General features: G+C 45.7%; 26 protein-coding genes. 4 read left to right on the forward strand and 22 right to left on the reverse strand.

All coding sequences use genetic code 11. The features are described from left to right. Positions 1-220: 220 nt before the first annotated feature. The 14 genes from motS to M662_RS13480 form a co-directional block, all read right to left on the reverse strand. A complete protein-coding gene (motS, locus tag M662_RS13415; RefSeq protein ID WP_026577089.1) occupies positions 221-1,003 on the reverse strand; it encodes a flagellar motor protein MotS in 783 nt (260 codons plus the stop codon). Next, a complete protein-coding gene (gene motP, locus M662_RS13420) occupies positions 993-1,817 on the reverse strand; it encodes a flagellar motor protein MotP (RefSeq protein ID WP_008635438.1) in 825 nt (274 codons plus the stop codon). The genes motS and motP overlap by 11 nt, the downstream gene beginning before the upstream one ends. A gap of 52 nt (positions 1,818-1,869) precedes the next feature. Beyond that, the gene (gene ccpA / locus M662_RS13425) at positions 1,870-2,871 is read right to left on the reverse strand and encodes a catabolite control protein A (protein ID WP_008635440.1); all 1,002 of its coding nucleotides are present in this window, start codon (positions 2,869-2,871) and stop codon (positions 1,870-1,872) included. Between the two features lie 211 nt (positions 2,872-3,082). Further along, positions 3,083-4,141: a bifunctional 3-deoxy-7-phosphoheptulonate synthase/chorismate mutase gene (locus M662_RS13430; RefSeq protein WP_026577088.1), complete on the reverse strand. Its 1,059-nt coding sequence runs from the start codon at positions 4,139-4,141 to the stop codon at positions 3,083-3,085. A 211-nt stretch (positions 4,142-4,352) separates the two neighbouring features. After that, positions 4,353-4,670, reverse strand: coding sequence for a bacillithiol system redox-active protein YtxJ (ytxJ, locus tag M662_RS13435; protein ID WP_008635442.1), 318 nt, complete (start codon positions 4,668-4,670; stop codon positions 4,353-4,355). Positions 4,671-4,732: 62 nt separating this feature from the next. Beyond that, positions 4,733-5,161 carry a YtxH domain-containing protein gene (locus M662_RS13440; RefSeq protein ID WP_064503479.1) on the reverse strand — a complete coding sequence of 143 codons (429 nt, stop codon included), beginning with the start codon at positions 5,159-5,161 and terminating at the stop codon, positions 4,733-4,735. 11 nt (positions 5,162-5,172) lie between these two features. Then, the gene (locus tag M662_RS13445) at positions 5,173-5,592 is read right to left on the reverse strand and encodes a DUF948 domain-containing protein (RefSeq protein WP_008635444.1); all 420 of its coding nucleotides are present in this window, start codon (positions 5,590-5,592) and stop codon (positions 5,173-5,175) included. Positions 5,593-5,771: 179 nt separating this feature from the next. Further along, a complete protein-coding gene (murC, locus tag M662_RS13450) occupies positions 5,772-7,067 on the reverse strand; it encodes a UDP-N-acetylmuramate--L-alanine ligase (RefSeq protein WP_008635445.1) in 1,296 nt (431 codons plus the stop codon). Positions 7,068-7,261: 194 nt separating this feature from the next. Further along, a complete protein-coding gene (locus M662_RS13455) occupies positions 7,262-8,377 on the reverse strand; it encodes a nicotinate phosphoribosyltransferase (protein WP_008635446.1) in 1,116 nt (371 codons plus the stop codon). Positions 8,378-8,483: 106 nt separating this feature from the next. Further along, entirely contained in the window at positions 8,484-11,300 is a 2,817-nt protein-coding gene (locus M662_RS13460) for a DNA translocase FtsK (RefSeq protein WP_008635447.1), read from the reverse strand. 148 nt (positions 11,301-11,448) lie between these two features. Continuing rightward, a complete protein-coding gene (ytpR, locus tag M662_RS13465) occupies positions 11,449-12,054 on the reverse strand; it encodes a YtpR family tRNA-binding protein (protein WP_008635448.1) in 606 nt (201 codons plus the stop codon). A gap of 1 nt (position 12,055) precedes the next feature. Next, on the reverse strand, positions 12,056-12,871 hold the full coding sequence (locus M662_RS13470; protein WP_035387962.1) for a DUF1444 domain-containing protein: 816 nt from the start codon (positions 12,869-12,871) through the stop codon (positions 12,056-12,058). A gap of 212 nt (positions 12,872-13,083) precedes the next feature. After that, positions 13,084-13,401, reverse strand: a complete 318-nt coding sequence (locus M662_RS13475; RefSeq protein WP_008635452.1) for a thioredoxin family protein — start codon at positions 13,399-13,401, stop codon at positions 13,084-13,086. Between the two features lie 34 nt (positions 13,402-13,435). Beyond that, on the reverse strand, positions 13,436-14,464 hold the full coding sequence (locus M662_RS13480; RefSeq protein ID WP_026577086.1) for a PTS sugar transporter subunit IIC: 1,029 nt from the start codon (positions 14,462-14,464) through the stop codon (positions 13,436-13,438). Positions 14,465-14,661: 197 nt separating this feature from the next. On the opposite strand from M662_RS13480, the gene M662_RS13485 reads away from it, so the two are divergent. After that, entirely contained in the window at positions 14,662-15,102 is a 441-nt protein-coding gene (locus M662_RS13485; RefSeq protein ID WP_026577085.1) for a YtoQ family protein, read from the forward strand. A gap of 35 nt (positions 15,103-15,137) precedes the next feature. Here M662_RS13485 and M662_RS13490 read toward each other — a convergent pair whose 3' ends face one another. Together M662_RS13490 and M662_RS13495 are read right to left on the reverse strand one after the other, a co-directional pair. After that, a complete protein-coding gene (locus M662_RS13490; RefSeq protein ID WP_026577084.1) occupies positions 15,138-15,650 on the reverse strand; it encodes a DUF84 family protein in 513 nt (170 codons plus the stop codon). 120 nt (positions 15,651-15,770) lie between these two features. After that, positions 15,771-16,838, reverse strand: coding sequence for a M42 family metallopeptidase (locus M662_RS13495; RefSeq protein WP_026577083.1), 1,068 nt, complete (start codon positions 16,836-16,838; stop codon positions 15,771-15,773). 152 nt (positions 16,839-16,990) lie between these two features. On the opposite strand from M662_RS13495, the gene M662_RS13500 reads away from it, so the two are divergent. After that, positions 16,991-17,308: a PepSY domain-containing protein gene (locus tag M662_RS13500; protein WP_008635462.1), complete on the forward strand. Its 318-nt coding sequence runs from the start codon at positions 16,991-16,993 to the stop codon at positions 17,306-17,308. A 41-nt stretch (positions 17,309-17,349) separates the two neighbouring features. Here the strand turns inward: M662_RS13500 and M662_RS13505 are convergent, their stop codons facing one another. Together M662_RS13505 and trmB are read right to left on the reverse strand one after the other, a co-directional pair. Further along, complete coding sequence (locus M662_RS13505; protein WP_026577082.1) at positions 17,350-18,210, reverse strand: YtnP family quorum-quenching lactonase; 861 nt, start codon at positions 18,208-18,210, stop codon at positions 17,350-17,352. A 67-nt stretch (positions 18,211-18,277) separates the two neighbouring features. Further along, positions 18,278-18,922, reverse strand: coding sequence for a tRNA (guanosine(46)-N7)-methyltransferase TrmB (gene trmB / locus M662_RS13510; RefSeq protein ID WP_026577081.1), 645 nt, complete (start codon positions 18,920-18,922; stop codon positions 18,278-18,280). A 264-nt stretch (positions 18,923-19,186) separates the two neighbouring features. Between trmB and M662_RS13515 the strand changes: the two genes are divergently transcribed. Next, positions 19,187-19,357 (forward strand): hypothetical protein, encoded by a 171-nt coding sequence (locus M662_RS13515; RefSeq protein WP_008635471.1) that lies wholly within the window; start codon positions 19,187-19,189, stop codon positions 19,355-19,357. A gap of 83 nt (positions 19,358-19,440) precedes the next feature. On the opposite strand, the gene M662_RS13520 is transcribed toward M662_RS13515, so the two are convergent. Continuing rightward, the gene (locus M662_RS13520; RefSeq protein ID WP_008635479.1) at positions 19,441-20,253 is read right to left on the reverse strand and encodes a phosphotransferase family protein; all 813 of its coding nucleotides are present in this window, start codon (positions 20,251-20,253) and stop codon (positions 19,441-19,443) included. Between the two features lie 154 nt (positions 20,254-20,407). After that, the gene (locus tag M662_RS13525; protein ID WP_026577079.1) at positions 20,408-21,331 is read right to left on the reverse strand and encodes a diacylglycerol/lipid kinase family protein; all 924 of its coding nucleotides are present in this window, start codon (positions 21,329-21,331) and stop codon (positions 20,408-20,410) included. Between the two features lie 86 nt (positions 21,332-21,417). On the opposite strand from M662_RS13525, the gene M662_RS13530 reads away from it, so the two are divergent. Continuing rightward, positions 21,418-22,422: an EAL domain-containing protein gene (locus M662_RS13530; RefSeq protein ID WP_026577078.1), complete on the forward strand. Its 1,005-nt coding sequence runs from the start codon at positions 21,418-21,420 to the stop codon at positions 22,420-22,422. On the opposite strand, the gene M662_RS13535 is transcribed toward M662_RS13530, so the two are convergent. Next, positions 22,409-23,317, reverse strand: a complete 909-nt coding sequence (locus M662_RS13535) for a nuclease-related domain-containing protein (RefSeq protein WP_008635485.1) — start codon at positions 23,315-23,317, stop codon at positions 22,409-22,411. The two genes, M662_RS13530 and M662_RS13535, sit on opposite strands and share 14 nt — an antisense overlap. A 2-nt stretch (positions 23,318-23,319) precedes the next feature. After that, positions 23,320-23,880 (reverse strand): RNA 2',3'-cyclic phosphodiesterase, encoded by a 561-nt coding sequence (thpR, locus tag M662_RS13540; RefSeq protein ID WP_008635487.1) that lies wholly within the window; start codon positions 23,878-23,880, stop codon positions 23,320-23,322. Positions 23,881-23,898 lie beyond the last annotated feature (18 nt).

The raw sequence follows: 23,898 nt of genomic DNA on the forward strand, positions 1-23,898 counted from the left end.
TTAATAGGGGCCTTTCTTCTGGATGCCGGGAAACTTGAGCCCGAAAGAAAATTAATGCGGATAAAACCCCATGGATACATAGGGATAAGCTCTATCTTACATAAGGGATGCAAAACCGTTCCGCTTGCTGAAGATGACTTCTTCAGATGCAAGGGGCGGATGGTCAGTCGGATGCCATTATAAAAACAAAAAGCCACTACAAAAGTAGCGGCCCGGGAAGTCAATAACTGCCTTCATATTCAGGATCCAGTATGACAATTTCGACACGGCGGTTCTTACTCCAGTTCGCCTCTGAATCATTCGGAGCAATCGGCCTCGTTTCTCCATAGGCGACCGCAGTGAACCTCTTCGGATCCAGCGTCTCGGTTTGATCCAGCAGGTACCGTATCACACTGCTGGCTCTCGCTCCGGAGAGTTCCCAATTGGAAGGGTAACGGAAGGAAGAAATTTGTCTGTTATCCGTATGCCCCTCGACTTTGACAAAGTTCGGAATGTTGTCAAGCAGCGTACCAACCTTCGAAAGAAACGGCTTGGCGCCATCCAGCACCTCGGCACTACTCGTCTCGAACAGCAGTTGTTCTTCCAAAACGAGTACCACCCCCCGCTCTGTCTGAGTAGCGGATATGATATCACCTAGTTCATTCTCTTCTATATACTCATCCACTTCTGCTTTCAATTCTTCCAGGTCTTCCGTTTCGGCATCCTTCTTCTCTTCCTTGTCCTGTTCTTTATCATTATCAGGCAGTTCGTACTCATTGTTCTTTTCTCCATTTTCCTGCGCTTTCGCCTGTTCCGTCGGGTAGTCATTCTCCACTGCCGACGGATAGAAGTCGAAGATCATCCGATTACGGAATGATTCCGCAAGCGCTTCGAATTTGACGAGGTTGATCTGCGACATGGAAAAAAGCAGGACGAAGAAGACAAGGATTAATGTAATCATGTCTGCATATGTAGTCATCCACTGGGGGGCTCCCCCCTGCTTCTTCTTCCTGTTACGCTTCATTAGCAGCTTCTCCCATAGATTCCGCCTGCTTCTCTTCTTCTACATAACGCTTGTCCTCGTCAGAAAGAAAAGCGCTCAGCTTTTCTTCCAGTACTTTCGGATTTTGCCCGGACTGTACTCCAATGACGCCTTCAATAACCACCTGTTTCATGAAGAGCTCCTGATCCGTACGGTTTTCCAGCTTTCCAGCCATTGGGATAAACACAAGATTCGACAACAGTGTTCCATAAAAAGTGGTCAATAAGGCAACGGCCATCTGAGGCCCGAGTGTTGCAGGATTGGACAGGCTCTGCAGCATGAGTACAAGACCGATCAGAGTCCCGATCATTCCCCAGGCAGGAGCATACTCCCCCGCCTTCTCAATGATTGCCCGACCTCGATAATGGCGCTCCTCCACTGCATTGATTTCGGCCTTCATGATATCTGTGATGACCTCAGGCTCGATTCCGTCCACAGCAAGAAGAATGCCTTTCTTAATGAAAGGATCATCCACTTCGTCGAGCTCTGCTTCCAACGCAAGCAGTCCTTCTCGTCGCGCCCTTTCTGATAATCGAACAAATAAGCTGATCAGTTCCCTCAGGTTCCTATCATGCTGTTTAAATGCCTCTTTCATCACACGGAAGGTGAGTTTCACCTCACCTACGTTAAAGTTGACCATTAACGCAGCGATCAAACCGCCGATAACGATGATGATGGAAGAAGCTTGTATAAATGATGTGACCCCGCTGAATCCTGCACTGGACATAATACCGAACATTACCATGATGAATCCAATAGTAATTCCGATCGGAGTCATTAAATCTTTTTTTGTCATGCCAATCTCTCCTCAGTTCGGAAAAAGTACCGTAATACTTTTAATATCGGTACTATTTCGACTGAGTTGAGTTTCTTTCAATAATTCGGTGTGGCAAAATGACGTTCTGCTCTTCCACTTCTTCTTTATTCATTAGTTTCGTCAACAGGCGCATAGCAACGGCACCGATATCATACATCGGCTGAACAACGGTGGAGAGCGTCGGACGGACCATTGTAGCAAGGCGCGTGTTATCAAAGCCAAAGATCTCCATATCTTCCGGTACACGAAGTCCTTTGTCCTGAGCACCGTGAATCACTCCAAGAGCCATTTCATCAGAGGAGACAAAAACCGCTGTCGGATGATTGTCCATTTCCATCATTTGATCGACTGCTTCCAGTCCGGAATCATAGGAGTAATCCCCCGTGATAATAAGATCTTCCGCTTTGTCAGCTCCGCTTTCCTTCATGGCGCGCTTGTACCCTTCCAGTTTCTGCGTATTAATGATAGTCTCTTCCGGCCCAGAGATAAATGCGACACGATCGTGATCGTGGCTTAACAGTAATTTGGTTGCATCATAGGCAGCTTCTTCATAATTGATGTTGACAGCTGGAGTTTCCATCGATTCATCGACCGTCGCAGCCAACGTAATCGGTACAGAAGACGTCTTGAATTCACGGATATGATCTTCTGTAATATTACCGCCCATGAAAATCAGGCCGTCCACTTGCTTTCCGAGCATAGCGTTGATGAGGTTAAGTTCCTTATCCTTGTTTTGATCGGAATTACTCAAAATAATATTATAGTTGTACATAGTGGCAATATCTTCGATTCCACGCGCAAGCTCGGCAAAGAAAATACTGGAAATATCAGGAATGATAACTCCGACCGTCGTCGTTTTCTTACTTGCTAGTCCACGGGCTACTGCGTTCGGACGATAGCCCAGACGTTCGATCGCTTCATGTACTTTCTTTCTTGTTGCCGGCTTAACATTCGGATTTCCATTGACCACCCGTGATACGGTCGCCATGGAAACATTGGCTTCTCTCGCTACGTCATATATCGTTACATTCATCTTGCTTCCTCCTTATGAAATCCCTTCGATCCATTTATTCAATAGAACAATCATACGATAAATCGCTTACCTGCGCAATATTCGTGTACTTTCTACAAATATTGTACCCTTAACATTATAACGAATTGCACATTTGCTGCAAAAGTTCTTTTTTATTTATCTCAAAAAAAAGAAGCCAGGCTGAACGATCAGCCTAACTTCTCAGAAAAGCTTATTTGGTTAACTCTTCCATGAAGGTACGGAAAGTAGGAATATCCATCTGCTGGGCTGAATCGGAAAGTGCAACAGCCGGGTCCGGGTGAACTTCGGCCATCACTCCGTCTGCCCCGATCGCCAAGGCCGCTTTCGCTGTCGGAAGAAGCAAGTCTCTTCTGCCTGTGGAGTGCGTAACATCGACCATGACAGGAAGGTGTGTCTCCTGCTTCAGAATTGGAACGGCCGAGATATCAAGCGTGTTTCTCGTCGCTTTCTCATACGTTCGGATTCCGCGCTCACATAGGATGATGTTTTCGTTCCCTCTTGAGATAATGTATTCGGCTGCGTTGATGAATTCAGAAATGGTAGCGGAAAGACCGCGTTTTAGAAGAACCGGTTTATTGACAGAACCCGCCGCTTTCAATAATTCGAAGTTCTGCATGTTTCGTGCACCGATTTGAATCACATCAAGGTAGTCAAGCGCCTCTTCCAAGTCTCCCGGATTGACGATTTCACTGACGACAGCCAAGCCCTGCTCGGAAGCGGCCTGCTTAAGAATCTTCAGACCTTCTATACCAAGACCCTGGAAATCGTATGGCGACGTCCTCGGTTTGAATGCTCCGCCGCGAAGAAGTTTCAATCCTTGGTCTTTAACAGCCTTCGCTACTTCCGATACTTGCTCGTAACTTTCAACCGCACATGGCCCCATAATGAAATGCGGGTTGCCATCACCGATTTTTTCTCCATTGATCGTTACAATTGTATCTTCCGGCTTTTTCTTACGGGATACAAGCAGCGCTTTCCGGTGATCGTCTTCCTGAAGCTCCAGTGCCGCTTTAAAGATTTCTTTGAATAGATGAACGACCGTGGAATCTTCGAACGGTCCGTCATTATGTTGGGAGAGTTGGTCGAGCATCGCTCTTTCCCTCACTGGATCAAAGCGGTTCATGCCCTGCTGTTCTTTAATCTGGCCAATTTCCTTTACCAGATCACCGCGTTTATTGATTAAATTCAGAAGCTGCAAATTAACGTCGTCTAATTGACTACGCAGCTGATCAAGATTTTGATTACTCATTTCTTTCTCCCCCTAGCATGAATTTTAAAATAATTTGTAATTTAATATAATAATTAAGGGCAATTATAGCTGACTTTTTCACTATTGTCACCCCCATTAAGGGCTTTCACTTGATATTTGTAGAAAAAGTTGGATTTTACCTGGATAGGACCGTCCGAAAATACCCATAAAAAGAACGCGCCGGTGATTTATGGCACGTTCTTGAATACTTTTATGCGTGGGACAGGCGTTCCTCGGTGATCGACCCATGGCTGGCATCCCAAACGGCTTCTCCTTCTTTAAAAAAGATAGCTTGGGGAGACTGGTGGCGGATGGAGAACTGCTCCGCTACATAGTTGGATAACGGCCGCGCCGTCTGCACGTATAAGGTATAACATGGGTACTCGGATCTTTCTGCGAACCTGTCATATTGTCCCTTCGCATTTGCACTGATCGGACAGGTCAAACTATGCTTCAACAAAAAGAAGGAACCCGCTTCTTTTCGAATCTTCTCAAACTCGTCCATTGTCTCAATGATGTTCTCTTCCATGTGTTTACGACCTCCTGAAATAAAAACGATGGGAGCGGTTCCCCGCACCCATCGTCTCCTTATTATAGGTTGGTAGATGTAGCAGAATCCTGCTGTTTCTCCAGTTCTTTTGCAGCTTCTTCAATAGCTTCCGCCACTTCCTGAGCTGCTCTTTCCGCTTCATCTTCTTCACTGGTACGCAGACCCTTCACTTTATCCTTCACTTTACCACCAAGTTCCTGTGATCTTTCCGACACAGACTTGGAAAGTGTAGAGGATGTCTGGACAGCGCGGTCTTTCCACTCTCCACTTTTCTCATAGGCGACGTCTTTCCATTCGCCGGCACGTTCTCTCCACTCGCTAGAGCTATGATTGATGTCCTCGCGCAATTCACGTCCGGATTTCGGAGCAAGAAGTAAGGCGACAGCCGCACCGACAAGCCCCCCGATCAGTGAGCCCAGTACGAAGTCTTTGCCGCTTCCGTTGCTTTGTGATTTGTTTTGATTCATCATCAATTCCTCCTTTAAGATTTAAGATCCTCTTTCTTGGCTTTCTTCCACAAATTGATGGCTACATGCCCCCACTTCATGGCTTGAGCCGCCGAATCCGTATTCTCATTTGCAGATTTGTTCAAACCTTTGGAGAAGGAACGGATCGAATGGTTGAATTCCTGCACCGTGTCGCCGATACCTTTAACACCGTCAACAAGCGTATTCAGCTTCTGGGATTTCTCACCGACGTCTTCCGCCAACTTATTTGTTTTATTCAATAAGGCAGTCGTCTCCATGGTGATGCCTTCCATCTGCTTCTCTACCCCTTCAAGGGTGTCAGCCACGTTGTTCATCGTCCTGCGAACAGCTGTCAGCGTTCTCGCTAAGAATATGACAAGAACGGCAAATGCAACTGCTGCAATCAACGCAGCAATGTAAAGAATAATAATCATTCCCCCTGCACACTCCTTCTTATGTAATCGACACAGTCCCGTATATACCCTAAAGCGTATACAGGTAAACGTGAAGGTTACGTTAATTGGACATATTCGATATCATAACCGAAAATTCCTTTTTTATTTATATTTTATGTAAAAAACGTGCGGCTTTCATGGAACGCCGCACGTTTTTATCACTTCGTTTCCTGCTCGTAAGCTTCCTGGAACTTCTGAATATCCCCAGCACCCATGAATAGAAGAACCCCGTCTTCATATTCTTTAAGCTGCTGTGTTTCATCAAGCTGCAACGTTTTTGCTCCTGGAATCAATTCCTGCAAATCAGTGATGGACAATTTGCCCTCATTCTCTCTGGCAGATCCAAAAATATCACAAAGAAATACATGGTCTGCTTCCTTCAGGCTGTCCGCGAATTCGTTCAAGAACGTCTTTGTACGTGTGAACGTATGCGGCTGGAAAATCGCGACGACCGGGCGTTCTCCGTATTTCTTTCTGGCCGATTCGATCGTAGCATTGATTTCAATCGGATGATGCGCATAATCATCGACGAGAACCTGCCTATTCCACTGCTTTTCTTGGAAGCGGCGCTTCACTCCGCCGAATGTCGCCAGCTTCTTGATCTGTTCCGGCTGCATATCTTCATAATGACAGAGTGCAATGACACTAAGTGCATTTAATACGGTATGATTTCCAAACTGCGGAATGGTGAATGTGTCGTAGTAGTTGTTTCTGACAAACACATCAAAGGTCGTGCCTTCTGCACTTTCCTGAATATTCTGAGCTTGAAAATCATTCGTATCAGCAAGTCCATAATAGAGGACAGGAACGTTTGCCTGGATATGCTGAAGGTGTTCATCATCTCCACAGGCAATGATTCCTTTCTTGACTTGTTTAGCCATTTGCTGGAACGCTTGAAACACGTCTTCAATGCTGGTGAAATAATCAGGATGATCAAAGTCGATGTTTGTCATGATGGCATAATCAGGCTCATAGGATAAGAAGTGTCTGCGGTACTCACAGGCTTCAAATGCGAAATATTTACTTTCCTCGTGCCCTCTTCCAGTCCCGTCACCGATCAAGTAGGAAGTGGGATAATTTTCTGTAAGCACGTGGGCAAGCAGACCGGTTGTGGACGTCTTACCATGCGCGCCTGTAACAGCGATGCTCGTATATTTCCCGATCCATTCCCCAAGGAAATCGTGGTACCGATAGAACGGCAGCCCCTGGGCCTTTGCCTCCTGTATTTCTTCATGATCTTCGCCGAATGCATTCCCTGCAATGATCGTGAGGCCTTCCTTGATGTTGTTTCTTGTAAAAGGCATGATTTCTATATTTTTTGCTTCTAATGCGTCTTGTGTAAAGAATCGTTTCTCAACGTCTGATCCTTGAACCTTCTCACCAGAATCATGAAGAATCTGTGCAAGCGAACTCATTCCTGTTCCTTTGATACCAATGAAATGGTAAGTTGTCATAAACAAGAACCTCCAAAATAAAGTGGGTCACTTTAAGTATAGTATATGTAACTTGTAAAAATCTGCGATTTCGCTTCCAGTTACATCTGTTAATCTTTGCGCTTTCTTATCTTACCACGTTCCGAAGCGAAGAAAAAGTGGGGAAGACAAAATCAAAAGGCACAAACGTTGAACGTTCGTGCCCACCCATATCCTCACTGGTCATCCCCAATAAATTCCACGCGTTCCAACCTGGAATTCGGCTTATATCTGCGTCCTTCTTTCGCCTCAGGTTTGCCGTTTATGATGACATTATCACCAGTGAAACCAATATTGATTTTAAGAAGGCTCCCGCCTACACCGTACATATCGACTGGAACTTCCTGCTCTTCGAATGCTTTGATCCGCTCCTTCGTAAACCCGCCGCTTACGACGATTTTCACATGACGATATCCCTCCTGGTCAAGAGCTCGTCTTAGTGCAAAAATCAATTCGGGATTCACTCCCCTGGGATCAAAGGTACCCATAAGGTGCTGGTTTCTCAAGAAGTATTTATCCACAAGATTCCTGGATGTATCGAGGCGCACCCCTTTCAATTCTTCTCCGAATTCCCGCGCTACTTTCAAGGAGTCTGAAATGACGTCATTATTATAATCGACAAGCGCCATCAGCTGATCATCAGGAAACTGTTCGTGGTAAGCTTTCGTAGCCGCAACGACATCCCCCTGAAACATCTGAATCAATGCATGAGGCATCGTCCCCATGCCCTCTTTCCCCCACCATTCGTTCATGGCATGGGTTGCTTGAGCGGTCGATCCGCCGATAAAAGCAGAATAACCGTCACCAGATTGCTGGGTGAAATGATCATCCCTGTCTCCCATGAAGATGATCGGCTTCTGCTTCCCTGATGTACGGGCTGCTTTTACGACATTGTACACGTTCGTCGCAACAGATGTACGCCTGGCAAGAATCCCATCAATCATCCCTTCCAGAAAGCCGAAATATTGATAAGGACCTGTAACCGTCAACACCGTTTCATAAGGTACGATCTTATCCCCGTCCTTCAAAGAGTGGATCTCCAGTTCCTCTGGATGATCGGCAAACGTATGGATAAGAGCAATCACTTCATCCGTCCCGCATAAGACGGCATGGTCTTTCTGGAAAAACTGCATCGTCACCTGGTTTTCCGGAAGATGATTTTCTACAATATCCCTGGTCTTCAGGAAATAGACGGCTGAAAACCATCCCTCTCCGGCTCGTTCATCAAACTTGAATGTCTTGTTCGTCAGTCGGCTGATCTCGCCATTCAACTTGCGTGAAATTTCTTTCATGACTTTACTCCTTAAACATTAGGTCGTTTGTATCTTGAAAAATACATTCTTAGACCATCATATATAATTGGGAAGTAATACACAAGCCTTTCCTTCCAAGCTGGTATCACTCCATCATTTCGTCGATCTGCTGTCTCGTCAATAAAATGTCTCTCGGCTTGCTTCCTTTTTGTTCAGAAATAATCCCGTATGTTTCCATTTGATCAATCAGTCTGGCAGCACGGTTATACCCGACTTTAAATCGTCGCTGGATGAGTGAAGCGCTCGCACCGTTCTGTTCGACAACAAAGGAAACAGCTTCATCAAACAGCTCATCCGTGTCCTCTTCCGATGCCACCTGCTGGATCAATTCATCCTGATGGAACAAATACCGCGGTGGAGCCACCTTTTTGACGTAGGCAGTCACGCGCTCAATTTCGTCATCGGAAACGAAAGCCCCCTGTATTCGCAATGGCTGGCCCGAACCGTTTTCAACGAACAGCATATCTCCCTTACCCAGCAGTTTTTCCGCTCCGGAAGAGTCGATGATTGTTCTGGAATCGACTTGAGATGAAACACTGAAAGCAATTCTTGTCGGTATATTTGCTTTGATTAATCCTGTAATAACATCCACAGAAGGACGCTGCGTGGCAAGAAGCAGATGAATTCCACATGCCCTTGCCTTTTGGGCGATTCTGCAGATCGCATCCTCGACATCCTGCGGGGACATCATCATGAGGTCGGCAAGCTCATCGATCACAATGACCAGATACGGCATCTTCTCTGATTTACGCCCTTGCTTCATGATTTTATCATTATAGCGTTCCACATCCCGAACGCCTTCCTTCACGAATTTCTCATATCGCTCTTCCATCTCTTTCACTGCCCATTTCAAAGCAGTTGTTGCTGCCTTCACATCCGTGATCACAGGGGAGACAAGGTGCGGAAGATCATTGTATGGTGCGAGCTCCACCATCTTTGGATCAATCAGCATGAACTTAACATCCTCATGGTGGGCTTTATATAATAAACTGATCAAAATCGTGTTGATACATACACTCTTTCCTGAACCAGTCGCTCCCGCAATGAGGCCGTGTGGCATTTTCTTCAAATTGGTCACGATGGAATCACCGCCGATATCGAGACCGAGACCAACCGCAAGCGGTGATGGATCTTCCTGGAAAGCTTCTGATTCAAAAATTTCCTGGAGTCCCACCATCTGAGAGCGTTTATTAGGTACTTCGATTCCAACCGCCTGTTTCCCCGGAATAGGGGCTTCGATACGAATATCTTTCGCTGCCATGCTTAATTTAATGTCATCAGCGAGGTTGGTTATTTTGCTTACTTTCACACCCGGCTCCGGCTGCACTTCAAATCTGGTAACCGTCGGGCCTTTCATTGCATTGACGACGTTTGCGCGTACATGGAAATGACGCAGCGTCGTTTCCAAAAGCTCCATCTGTTCTTTAATCCAGCTGTCATCATCTGAAGTAGGACGGACCGGATCCTCCAGCAGATGAAGAGGAGTAACGTATTCTTCTCTTACATGTCCGGGTTTATCATCCGTTTCCTGTGGAAGAGAATCTTGTTTCATTTCTCGATTCGATTCCACTTTCCGTTCCTCTTCCTTCAATTCTACTTTCTTGTTCTGAGGCGGTACCGGCTGATGATCCCGGGTCCTTTTGTCTCTAGGAGTCATTAATACGTTGAATGGCACACGCCGCTTCGGCTTCTCCTCGACAGGCTTTTCATCGGACACTTCCACGGCTTCATGATCTTCAGGCTTGTCCTCAGAAATGTTTTCATCCTCTTCTGTCACGGAAGGAATGGTGGACTCAGGCGTTTCTGCTATTGAGTTATCCTCTGTTTCCACTCGATCTACAAGCTCTTCTTCTGTAATCATTTCCTCTTCCCGTATCCGTGATGAATCGCCCTCATAAACCTCTTCTTCATCATGACTGACAGGTAGGTCTGCTTCTGAGACGGAGTCCTGATAAGAAGGGGCGGGGTCCTCCAACGGCTGTTCCACATCTTCATGTGCACCTTCTTCTGTCTCAGGCACTTCCTCTTCATCCAACATCAGCAGACCCGTGAAAGGTTCCTCCGGTTCCCTGTCTATAAGTGGTTCGGATTCGTGCGCTTCCAACGGATCGTTTTCCTTCGAGTCTACCTCTTCTGAGCGTGCAGGAGTCTCTACTTGTGACGGCTCATCGGAAGCGTTATCGAACCCCTGTACTGCTTTCTGAAACGATTCCATATCGTCCCCACGTGCCGCTTCTTCTTGAGGAGTCTCGAGTTCCAAGGAGGCTGCTTCTTCCACGTTACTTTTTTCTTTTATCTCTTCATCCGCAAGCTCTTCCACGGTAGGGATCTGGTTTTCTGATTCTGTCACCGGTCTCTGCGGCTCCGGTTCATCCATCCGAATCCTCATACGTTTTCTTAACTCCTGCCATTGCTTCTCGTCATAGGAGTTAGTATAGAACCCTTTCTGCTGCTCTTCTTCTACTGCATACTCCAGTGTTTCCAAGCCCTTCGTCATTTGTCTGGCCTGGTACCCATAGATCGGCGACGGCACATCTGTAGGAGTAAACGGTACCGATGTTGTTTCCGGCAGTTCCTGTTCTTCCTCCTGTTTTCGCTGCTTTCTTCGCACAGGTTCTTCCTGTTTCTTCTGTTCCCCAAAAGGACGCTGCCTTCTGACAGGACGGTTCTCTAATGTTTTTTCTTCCTCCTCCACCGATGCGGAGGGATGTTTTGGACGATCCGGAATGACAGGAAAACGAAACTCCCCCTGTTTTGGATAACGATACGTCATCTTCGTCCTTGCATTGACTTCCTGGCGTTCATTCGTAAATCGTTCGTCTTTATTATGTAACGGCTTCTTCTCTTCTGCCTCATCATTTTCAAACCATTTTTTCATTTTGCTTTTAATGTCTTTCCACATTACGTTCCCTCTCTTTTCAAAAGCATGATTATCCCTATTTTAACAGGTTTACAGCATGTATTGCTTTACATTCCCTTTAAAAATGACTTTTGAATCAAAAAAAGCAAAGCAGCTAGGCTACTTTGCTTAAATTCGACATGTGCTTCCATTAAACTTCAAAAGTCTGACCGACTTCGTAATGGTCCTCCAGCACTAGAATGCCTTTTTCTTTCGGAGCGTCCGGCAGATCCAGCTCTTTGGCGGAACAAATCATACCGGAAGAAGGAACTCCTCTCAACTTAGCGTCTTTAATCTTCATTCCGCTTGGCATCGTCGCTCCTACTTTAGCAACGACCACTTTTTGACCCTCTGCTACGTTTGGGGCACCACAGACAATTTGAAGCGTCTCTTCTCCTACATCCACTTGGCAGACGCTTAACTTGTCCGCATTCTCATGGGGTGCCTTCTCTTTCACAAATCCGACAACGAATTTCGGGGATAGATCGAAATTGAGGACGTCGTTCAATTGGTTTTTCGTGAAAAGATCTTTAATCGGGGCAAGCATCTCTTCGGTAAGTCTGATCTTTCCCTGACCTTCAAGGTTGAAGTATTCCGAAGCGTTGAATATATTGTAGCCTAAAAGCGATCCGTCCCTTTTGTCCGTGATCTTCACCACATCTCCAAATGCTTCCTGTTTGATTTCTTCGCGATCTCCCTCTTTAACAGGGATGATCAGAACATCTCCGATTCCTTGACGATTGTAAAATACGTGCATATTAATCTTCCTTTCGGTCTCGTTTCGGTTTCTTCTGCGCCAGGATGAAAATCGGCTCCAGTTCTTTATCCTCATATAAGAAGGACAGGGAAGTGACAGGAACCGTTCCTTCCGCAAAGAATTTCATAGCCATCTGAGCTAATATATCATAACCCTCGGGGTTTTGGACATCCGCAAAAATAATGACGTCCTGATGCGGGATGCTGATAGCAAGCTCTCCCTTACATTCGGCTTTCAGTTTTTCGAGTAGTGCTTCATTGAGAATTCGGCTGGCATCGTAGCCGTCACGTGCGGAATGGAAGTAAAAATCATTGCCATAGACGGTATCCTTCTTCATCTCCACCGGCAGGGAGCGAACATTAAATCCCGCCACTTCCTTGATCCGATCGAGAGACCATCCTTCTTCTTGCAGCATGTCTTCATCAATCAGTTTATAGGACTTACCCAAATCCAGTGCATAATAGATTCTTGTCTCCGCTGTGTGTTCCGCATATACAAGCTGCTTTCCCTTGTCCTCTGTAGGGAAGGAAGCCGCTCGGATGACTGGATAGATCTGCTTCTCTTTCCCGGAGAGCGTATGTTCTTCATTCATGACCCGGAGGGCTTCCTGAACATGATCTTCCAACTCGTCAAGAGCTTCCTCTCCGCGCTGCTGGAATTTAGCAATGACGTTCGGGAGAGTGATGGTAATGCCCTTACCGGTTTCTGCCCATTCTACACGAAACGTATCTTTATCCCTGTTAAAGACCGTCTTCCATTCTGCATGATTTAAGCGTTCTTCCAATTTTTTCTTCAATTTAATACTTGTCATCTTCATAATATTTCCTCCTTCTACACTGGAAGAAATCGACGTTTCTTCGAATTTCACTGCCTCTTATTATACACACAAAAAAGCATTAATAAAAAGGAAACGGTAAAGTGATCCATCACAAAACGTTTCGCCTTATGCTGTCTATTTTTCACCGTGCCCCTCAACAAGTAAAAACGGACGTGTTTCTGTAAAACACGTCCGTTTGTTTGTCCTATGAATTATCTGCTTACTTGTATGAGAAAGTCCTCAATCTCTTCTTGAGATTTACGATCTTTGCTGACGAACCTTCCTACTTCTTCCCCATCACGGAAAGCAAGGAAACTCGGAATTCCGAAGACATCGTTTTCGGCGCAGACGTGGATGAATTGATCACGGTCTACGTAAACGAAGGTCCAATCAGCATATTTTTCTTCCAATTCCGGAAGAAACGGTTCAATTACCCGACAGTCCGGACACCAGTCTGCAGAAAACAGCAGGATAACCGGTTTCTCTTCTATCAAATCTTTCAATTGTTGATCAGATTCTAATGTAATCATTGTGGAACACCTCCGATGCTATTTTAGCACACGTTCACTCATAATCAATCGTCATGTCTCCCGGCTTGATCCACCCTTTCCTCCGGAAGGCGATGGCAATAATATAGCTGATCAAAGCCGGACCGATCAGGTGAAGGAAGAGGATCATGCCAAAAACACTCCAGGAGAATCCCATCGTTTCGAATGTCATGATTTGACCTACAAAGCCGCTTGTTCCCATTCCAGCCCCTGCTGCATTATTTTCCATTGTAAGCCATACGGTTGCCACAGGTGCCAGCACAGCACCAGCGATCGTTGGAGGAAGAAGGATCAGCGGATGTTTTACAATGTTCGCTACTTGAAGCATCGACGTTCCGATTCCCTGAGCAAGCGCTCCTCCTATGCCGTTATCTCGATAACTGATGGTCGCGAACCCGATCATCTGGGCAGCGCAGCCCACGGTCGCCGCTCCGGCTGCTACGCCATCGAGTGACAGCATAAGGGCAATGGCAAGGCTGGAAATCGGAGCCGTCAATGCCAGGCCCATCAAGACAGCGACAACGATTCCCATCCATAACGGCTGCTGCTGCGTTGCCCAATTGATGACTTCTCCTAGCCCCGTCATAAAACCACCGATCGGAGCTCCGATCCAAGAGCCGACCATAAATCCGATAACGATCGTGATGAACGGCGTGAGAATAATATCAATTTTCGTTTCTTTGCTTACTAGTTTACCGAATTCTGTGGCAGCGAGAGCAGCGATATAGCTCCCCGCCGGACCGCCGGCCTCCGCCCCGGCCGCTCCGCTGAACAAAGCTGCAAAAATGACTAAAGGAGGTGCTTTTAATCCATAGGCAATCGCCGCTCCGATCGCACCTCCCCATATCTTCGTATCCATCGCAAGCGTCCCCATTTCTATAAACGACTGCGAAAGGGGACCAAGACTTGTTTGTTCACCAAGCGTCTTGATAATTAATCCGATGATCAAGGATGAAAACAACCCAAGTGCCATATAGCTGAGGGCGGTTATCAAATATGATTGAACCGATATATGTACTCCTTTTCTTGTTAGAAAATCTTTCACTGCCATCCCTCCCGTATGATTCCGCCCTTTATCATACAATTTTTATTTACATGTGTAAATACACCAGTATGAAGTATTTTGTACCACATCCTAGTATGAGCTTACGGCAGGGAGTTATTCCACGAAGCTGCCATACTGGACAGAATACGTTTTCTTTCGCATACTGGTTAGAAAGGTATAAAATGGGAGGAGATAAAATGGAGTTAACCGTTTACTTAGCGGGACAGATTCATGACGACTGGCGCCTTCAATTGAAAAAGAAAGCAGAGGAAAAAGGGCTGCCGATTCACTTCGTAGGACCACAGGAAAACCACGATCGTTCTGATGATATCGGAGAAGCCATACTCGGAAAGCAGCCGGACAAACTGTACCGGGATGACGCAGCTTCCAGCGTGAACAACTTCCGCACACAGGTTCTCTTGAACAAATCAGACGCCGTCATTGCATTATTCGGTGAATCGTACAAACAATGGAATACGGCTATGGATGCAAGTGCAGCGATCCATCTGCAGAAACCACTGATCCTTATTCGCCCTGAGTCGTTAATACACCCATTGAAGGAACTCTCGAATAAAGCAGATGTGACGGTCGAAACCATGGAAGAGGCTTTAGAAGTTCTCGCCTACGTGTACGAATAAAAAAAGCGAGGAACCATTCGGCATCCACGCTTTTTTTATTTGTTCATCTGTCTGTCGTATTCCCACTGCCCCTTCAAAAGTTTCACTACGTGGGTAAACATTTCGGCACGATCGATGATCCCATTTGTAAAAATGCCGACAGCCCCTTCATTTTTTCGGACCTCGTGCTTATCTGCATATACATCCATCAGTTCGCCCAGTTCTTTTCCTCTTTCCAGGCCGGCTTTAATTTCTTCCGGAAGCATGATTCTGGCACCGCTCGCGGTGTATACATTCTCTTTCTCATCTACGAGCGCTCCCCAATTACAAAGATAGAGATCATCCTCGATTTCCATCACGCCGCCTTCAAGGCCGATGCCGAGGTCTGCTTTATTCTGGGAGGCACATTCTCGGGCACGATTAATGGCACCTTCCAATGTCTCTTCATCAGAAAAAGGCTGAGCAGCCACTTTAGACTCTACTTCGATTCCCACGATTTCCATCTCCGGAAATATGCGTTTAACCGATTCTACTTTCGTTGGATTCTTTGATCCTACATATATTTTCACGTTAGATACACCTTTCATTTTCTCTGATTAGCTTATTCTTTACGTTTCATACTTTTTTGCTATCCTATTCTAGCACAAAGTCACGCAGGCTGAAATCAGCACGCGTGACTTTAAAGAAACTCAGCCATTTTGTTTTATTTGGTCCAGCGTATTCTGATCTGTAGAGCGTACGAGCTTCACAATCAACTCTTTTGCTGCTTCGTAATCATCCACGTGAATGATGGACGAGGAAGTATGAATGTATCGGGAGCATATTCCGACGACAGCAGAAGGGACTCCATTATTAGACATGTGGACCCTGCCGGCATCCGTTCCACCTTGGGAAATAAAGTATTGATACGGAATATCGTTCGTTTCCGCTGTATCCAAAATGAAATCTCGCATACCTTTATGAGTAATCATTGTCCGGTCGAAAATACGGAGAAGCGCCCCTTTACCAAGTTGACCGAATTCCTTCTTATCTCCACTCATATCGTTTGCAGGAGAAGCATCCAGCGCATAGAAAATATCCGGATTGATCATATTGGCAGCAACTTGAGCTCCCCTCAGACCGACTTCTTCCTGGACCGTAGCGCCAGAGTATAATTTGTTTGGAAGCTTTTCCCCCTGCAGTTCTTTTAACAGCTCAATGGACAAACCACATCCGTACCGGTTATCCCATGCTTTCGCCATGATCTTCTTCTCATTAGCCATAGGAGTAAAAGGACAGATCGGTACAATCGGCTGGCCCGGTTTGATGCCGATTTTCTCCGCGTCTTCCCTGTCATCCGCACCGATGTCGATCACCATATTTTTTACTTCCATCGGCCGCTTCCTTTGTTCCGGTGTGAGATTGTGAGGAGGAATGGAGCCGATAACTCCGACTACCGGTCCCTTGTCGGTAATGATTTGGACACGCTGTGCCAGCATTACCTGGTTCCACCAACCTCCGAGCGGCTGGAACCGAAGCATCCCGTTACCCGTGATTTGAGTTACCATGAATCCTACTTCATCCATATGACCTGCAACCATTACGGTCGGGCCTTCGCCTTCTTTGACACCAAAAACGCCGCCCAAGTTGTCCTGAACGATAGAATCTGAATATTTACCCAGCTCCTCCTTCATAAATGAACGTACAAGATGTTCGTTCCCCGGTGCACCAGGGAGCTCTGTCAATGTCTTAAAAAGAGTGCGTGTTTCTTGATTCATATGTACCTCTCCTTTTTATCCTTCTGCTCTTATTTTACCGGAATTTTGAAACCGTTTCTACAAATCCGCCACAGGAGCATAGTTTTGTTTTACTTTTATCGGGAATATTTAGTATACTGGGTAGCAGAAATCAGTTATGAGGTGATTAACAAATGAACTGGAAAAAAGTTGCAATAGCTGCCGGTGTAGGAGCATTGGCTGGCTACGTAATCAAAGAACAAGTAAGCAATAGTCAAGGTGTCACACCAGAGAAAGCTTTGAAAATCGCCAAGGAAGCATTTAAGAAACAGGGACCTATCAGTGGTTCATGGGTGTACATGCAGCCGGAAGAACTGAACAAAAACGGCATCCACTATGATGTGTACCGTGGAGGTATCGCAAAGAACAAAGACGGCGAAACATCGCAGTTTGAGTTCTACATCGATACGGAAACCGGTACGATCGTAGATGTCGCAGAAACTACTGCTTAATCCAGTGAAGACCTTCGGCCGTCAGGCGGAAGGTCTTTTTTCTACTTTTGGTATTCATGCCTGCTCTTCTTCTCTACTTCCTCGGTTACTTTCCCTTCTTCGTCGAAACGCAGTGCACGATAAATGGCATCATGATAAAAGATATACCACGCTTGTTTCCCATATCCATACTTCATCCACTTCTCTTTCTCATGAACAGAGGTCACCGGGTAATCGTCATAGGCGAGCGCCCACAACACGTTTTGGTGTGCATGCGTCGGCATAAGGTCTGCCATATGCAGAAAACATACTTCCCCCTCTTCATAAAGGAGGATGGAGTGTCCGTCACTATGCCCGCTCGTATGGATGAACCGGAGACCCGGAACGATTTGCAGCTCCTTCTCAAATGTATGTACCAAATGTTGGACTGGTTCCCAATTCGCTTCCCAATACGTATTTTTGGAGCGCATATTCGGATTCCGCATTTCCTCCCATTCCACTTCACTCGTATAAATAACCGCATTCGGGAACGTGGGGACTAGTTCTTCTTTCCCCCAAGAGGTAAGCCCACAGGCATGATCAAAGTGCAGGTGTGTCATCAGAACTACGTCTATGTCACCGCAAGTGAGGCCCATTTCCTCTAATGAGCTCCGGATGTTTGATTCCTGAAATACTCCATAATTTCGTTTTTGTTTATCCGTAAGCTTTCCCTTACCGATACCGGAATCAATCAACATCCGCTTACCGTCGATTTCCAACAAAATCGGGTCGGTCCTCAATTCAATCTGATTGTTTTCGTTCACGGGATACTTGCGACTCCACAAAGGCTTCGGTACTACACCAAACATTGCGCCGCCGTCCATATGGGTGACGCCGCCGTCGAGCCACGTCAATTTAGCACGGCCGATTTCCATCGTTTCCATCCAACACCCCTCCAACTATAAAGATAGCTCTAGTCTATCATATAGACCAGAGCTATTGTAAACGGTATCAACCGAGGAATCTAGCCGTGCATCTGTAAATAGGCTGTCCTTTGGCTGCAAACTTCTCTTCATATTCTGTTGTCACATTGAGAGGATCTTCATCGGCGTGAAGATCGACGGATACATCTTCCAAAGTCATCCCGAATTCGGAAAAGCTGATCAAGGAATATTCAAACAGCCCTCTATTATCCGTTTTCAACGTCAAACGGCCTTCCTCAACCAACACTTCTTTGTATTGTTCAAGAAACGTATGGAACGTCAGACGACGCTTTTCATGCTTATTCTTCGGCCAAGGGTCAGAGAAGTTCAAATAAATATGATCCACTTCCCCTTTATCGAAAAGTTCCCGCAAATCCTTTGCATTTTCATTAACCATTCGTACATTCGTCGTTTCGGCAGCCAGCACTTTCTTCACTGCACCTACGATGACACTTTTAACGAACTCCAAACCTACGAAGTTTACTTCCGGATGCTGTTTCCCAATTCCGGCAATAAACTGGCCTTTCCCTGATCCTATTTCTAAATGGAGCGGTTGTTCAGGGTTCTGAAACAACTCTTTCCATTTTCCTTTGTTATCAAATGGGTGTTGAACTACAACTTCATCATGTTCTCTGAGAAAGTCGTCCGCCCACGGTTTATTTCTTAAACGCATGTATGGTATTCCTCCTTCTTATCGTTAGTATGGTACCACGAAGAGTGCAAAATTTAAAACTTTTTTATGATTTGCAAGCGAAGACGTGAAAACACGAACATGAGGGAAGAAATAGCAAGAGAAGGGTGCTATTTCCCCTACATGCAGGACCACGTACAGATAGTGCTGTTTATGGAGGATTGGCATGCTTTCATTGTAAACGCTTTCTGATTTATGCTTAATATCGTGTGAGACACTAATAAGCAGGAAGGATGATCAATTCACATGCTTGTAAAAGCGATGGAACTGGCGGTTTTAGCCGCATTCTCTGTACTGTTTGCAGGATACGCACTATTCATTTACCCATTAGAGAAACTAAAAGAAGTTACCAGCTCAGAAGTAAAAGCGAAAAAGCTTAAATATACACCACAAACGACTGAAAAAACCGTTGCCTGAGGCAACGGTTTTTCTTTGTCTGGTATGGATATAAAGAATAAAATCAGCTTGCAAAGACAGGACGTTGTCTCAACAAGCTGTATTCATAGAATTTCATGTTTTTTCATAATCCTTTTCAGTTTATCCAACCGAACCATCGCTTCATCGTATTCCCCGCGCATCTGGTGCCATTGAATAAAGGACAGAGACTGAGATACGGAGTACCATTTCATTCGCTGGTACATATGATCATCCAGTTCTGTACCATAATGCTTCAACCACATGTCCCACTGATCTTCCGGAATGTAGTTGTACAACAGCATGCCAAGATCGAGAGCAGGGTCGGCGACCATAGCGTTGTCCCAATCAATTAAATAAAGACGATCATCCGAAGACAGCAACCAATTGTTATGATTCGTATCACAATGGCATACCACATGCTTATGATATTCCACTTCTTGGACATGTTTGTCTAGGAACCTGATGGCGTGATGAATTTCAATTCTCGGATCGACCTGATCCAACACCTTTTGGTTTTCTTTAAGATCCTTCAAAATTTCTGCAGGGGTCAATGGATGCTTCCCGAGCCTCATCAACATATCCAACATTTCTGAAGAATGATGGATTTTGCTTAGCAATGCGGCAACTCGAGGATGCTTCATTTCTTCCGTCTTCAATTCCCTGCCTTCCAGCCACTCTTGAGCTGTTATGACATCGCCATTCTCCAACCGTTTGGTCCAAACAAGCTTGGGCACAATTCCTTCAGCAGACAACACGGCCAGGAAAGGAGAAGAATTACGTTTCAGAAACAACCGTTTCCCTTCTGTCTGAGCATAATAAGCTTCACCCGTTGAGCCGCCGGCTGGTGTTACGGTCCAATTACTACCAAGTATATGTTCCAACCAATTCACCTTCAATTCCTCAAATCCTCTTGTGATTGAATCACGTCATTGTTTCTGAATCTATTATATCGTACTTTAGTAACGATCCAAAATTAATTTTCATCCGTTTTTGAGCGTGTACCTTAGAATAGATTAACCCATAATTCTGTCTAGTTTCAAGGAATATCTTTTAATCGCCTGCAATCATCGATTTTGATGGCGCTTTCTCAATTGTACAGGTGTACGTTTCACCAGCCTGGCCATCCACTTGAAAAGGCACAGCAGCCCGGGAAGTTATTTTTACTCGTTTAGCCTTGATCAGGTGGACCTCCTTGATTCTTGCATGCCATCCTGTAAAAACGCTGAAAAAGAGCACAGCCAATTTCCTTTTTGATATGGGATCGAGGATCAGCAGCTCAAACTCTCCTTTGGTTAAATCTGCGTGCGGCGCTATCTTCATCCCCCCTCCAAAATATGGATGATTGGCAATCGTCAGCATCATGATCTCCCGCCCCGGGTAAAAGACGCCGTCGATATCCAGGTCTACCGTAATCGGTGCTGAATTTCTAATCGATGCAAGTAAAGCTGCAGGATAGGTCAGAGAAGAAAACAATCTTCGGTTTCCTTTATTGCGTGATTTTGTGACCCTTCCTGCAATCCTACCGTCAAGTCCGAACCCGATACTATTAAGAAACAAGCGGGTACCATTTCTTTTTCTCCCATGAAGGTCATAACACCCCAAACGGAGCTGGTGAATTCTGGGACGACGGATCATATTACGGAACAAAGGCAGACCACGCTCCCTTAAGCCCAGCCCTCTTGCAAAATCATTCCCTGTCCCCGCAGGCAGGAAGCAGATCGGAATAGAGGGATAACTGCGCGCTCCATTTACGACCTCATGTAACGTACCATCTCCACCCAGCACGATGATGGATGATAACGTATCTTGATAGATTTCCGTTACCTGTCTCGCTATACGTTCTGCATGTCCTTCCTCTTGTGTGAAGAAGGCACGGCAATTTTCAGCTTTGTAGGAATGGTCCCTCTGGATCCTCCTATACATCTTGGCCGCTTTCCCTTTCCCGGCAACCGGATTCACGATAATGATATTCATAGGACATTTCTCCTGATTTTTAAGTCGTATAATTATGCAGCTGATTACTATTCTATTATAATATTAATTAGAAAGGAGGAGTTCCAATGGCTAAAGATTGCACGTACTGTGGTACAACAGTCACCATTCCTGACAACGGCGCCTTAATCATTCGAGCCCATTCGGAATTGTCCCGTCGCGGTGTACCCGCTGATGAGGGAGTACATATTATTCCCTACCAAAACAGAGAAAACCTGCAAGACATCCTTGCAGACCTCCTGTCCAAGGGGGTGAAGGAGGAAGAATGGATCCATCTGTCTTCTGGTTCCATGGCTCAAACATTCCCGATCACGATCGAGCACCTCTTTGCGAGGCTTTGTCAACCGGAGCTTGAAAGCTTGATTCATCAAGGTGATTTTGAGGCACACCTCCAGCCGATCCTCAATATGAAGGACAGCAGCATTTTTGGATATGAGGCTCTGCTTAGGACGAAAGGAAGGCAAGTAAATCCCGGCGAACTCTTTGATTACGCTGCACGTTCAGGACTTCAGTCTATGCTGGATCAAAAAGCCCGGCGTGCTGCTGTTCAAGCCAAGGCAGAGCATTTACAGCCGGGGCAGCACATCTTCATCAATTTCCTTCCATCTACTATTTATGTTCCGGAATTTTGTTTAAAGCATACTTTTCAAATAGTGGAGGAATTTTCTATCGATCCGGCAGACCTTGTTTTTGAAGTAGTGGAAACAGAAAAAATTACGGATGTTCGGCACCTGAAAGGTATTTTGGATACGTACAAATCATCCGGTATGCGTGTAGCTCTCGATGATGTGGGGGCAGGATACAGCACAATAGAAATGCTTTCTCTACTACAACCCGACATCGTGAAAATCGATCGTTCCTACATTAATGGATGTACCGGGGATCCAATCAAACAACAGTTTTTATTTGAAGTACTGCAGCGTGCGGACAAGCTTGGAATTGACGTGCTTGCGGAAGGAATCGAAACCGTAGAGGAGTGGAACTGGCTGCAGAGCCAGGGAGTCGGGTACGGTCAAGGATTTTACATTGATAAACCGCGTCCAGTTCCGTCAAAAGAACTCATTCTTCCCTAGACTCTTCTTCGTCTACATCCCATTCCGGCCGTTTCACGGAAGATGTGCGGCAATGGTACAGCAGTGCTTCTGCAGCCTTTAGCTGGTCGTGCTTGAATGGTGACGTTGTATTTCTTTTGTCTTCCAACCACTGTGCGTAGCGTTCTCTACCTATGTAATCTGTTTGGAATGGTTCTTTCACTCCCGAGAACGTCCATTGCGGTGCAAGCACCACTTTTCGAAAAGGAAGATGGATATTATATTTCTTCCAAACACTTTTCACATAGGTTTCCGACCGCCTTAATGACAAAAGCGGGTTCATGATTTTGCGCTGCTTTCCATTCTCTTCGACATACCAAGCTTTTTCAGCACTCGGGTAAACCGTTTCACCCGGAATGGCGGAAAGGTCATAAATCAATTCGACCCCGTGTGGTCCGATCAACAAAGGCTCGATTTCCATCTGAGCCTTTTTGATCGTTACAATCGGTCTGTACATAAGGAGATATGTATCCGGGAGCCGCTGCAAGTAAAACTTCAGCCGCTCATCCTCCCGGTACTCTGGCGCAAGAAAGGATCTCTCCACCAGGGTTTTGGAAGCCCAAGTCAATTGGAGAGAGAATAAACCATCCAAAAACTGCTGCTTCCTTTCTGCCATACTGACGGGACTTTCTTCCACTTCCGGTCTATGGTCTGGTTTTTCTTCTTCTTTTCTCATCCATCGTCTCCAGAAAGGTGAACGCAGTGGTTCCGTGTCTTCCAGAGATGCTGCCTCTATCCCCGTGTCTTTTACATGCAGAAATTCGTGTCTTGCTTTTTCCCACTGCTCTTTCTTTAATTGGATATATTTCGTCGGGTATTGAAAGATGTTTCGCTGGTATCTTGAAATGTAGTCCTGTAATTTAATCAACTGTGCCATAGTTACTCCTTTATCCGTAATGGAATAGCGGCAATACATTCGTATTTCGGCTTCTGTTCCGGATGGATCTTATACACATTTACTCGTTCCACCATCATTTCTAAACGTTCTTGCAAAATGCCCGGTTCTGCTCCCTCTTCCAGCAGCGGTGATTTTCCTTCTGCCTGTTTCTTAGCAAGGGTGATATGCGGATAATACTTGCGGTTTTCATTGGGAAATCCCTGGCTCTTTCCACATTCCTCCACGAGTGATTTCATCTCTTCTAAAGAGGCTGGCAAGGATACTTCTGCATGAAATACCCGCGGCTTTACAGGATTACCGAAAAAACCTGCAGGACCGATTTGAAGAGGAAAAGGAGCCGGCCAATGTCGATGAAGCAAGTCAGAAAGCAAGGATTCTATTCTTTCATCGGAGCATCCTCCAAGAAACTTTAATGTAATATGGAAATCTTCTACCTCCGTCCAGACTTTATACTCCATGTGCTGCTTTAGCTCCTCCTGCATGGATACAAGCTCCTGACGTATAGGTTCACTTACGGGAATTCCGATAAAGTAATGGTTCACCGCTCCTCCTCCATTCTC

Source organism: Bacillus sp. SB49, assembly GCF_000469135.2.
Classification (GTDB): Bacteria; Bacillota; Bacilli; order Bacillales; family Halobacillaceae; genus Halobacillus.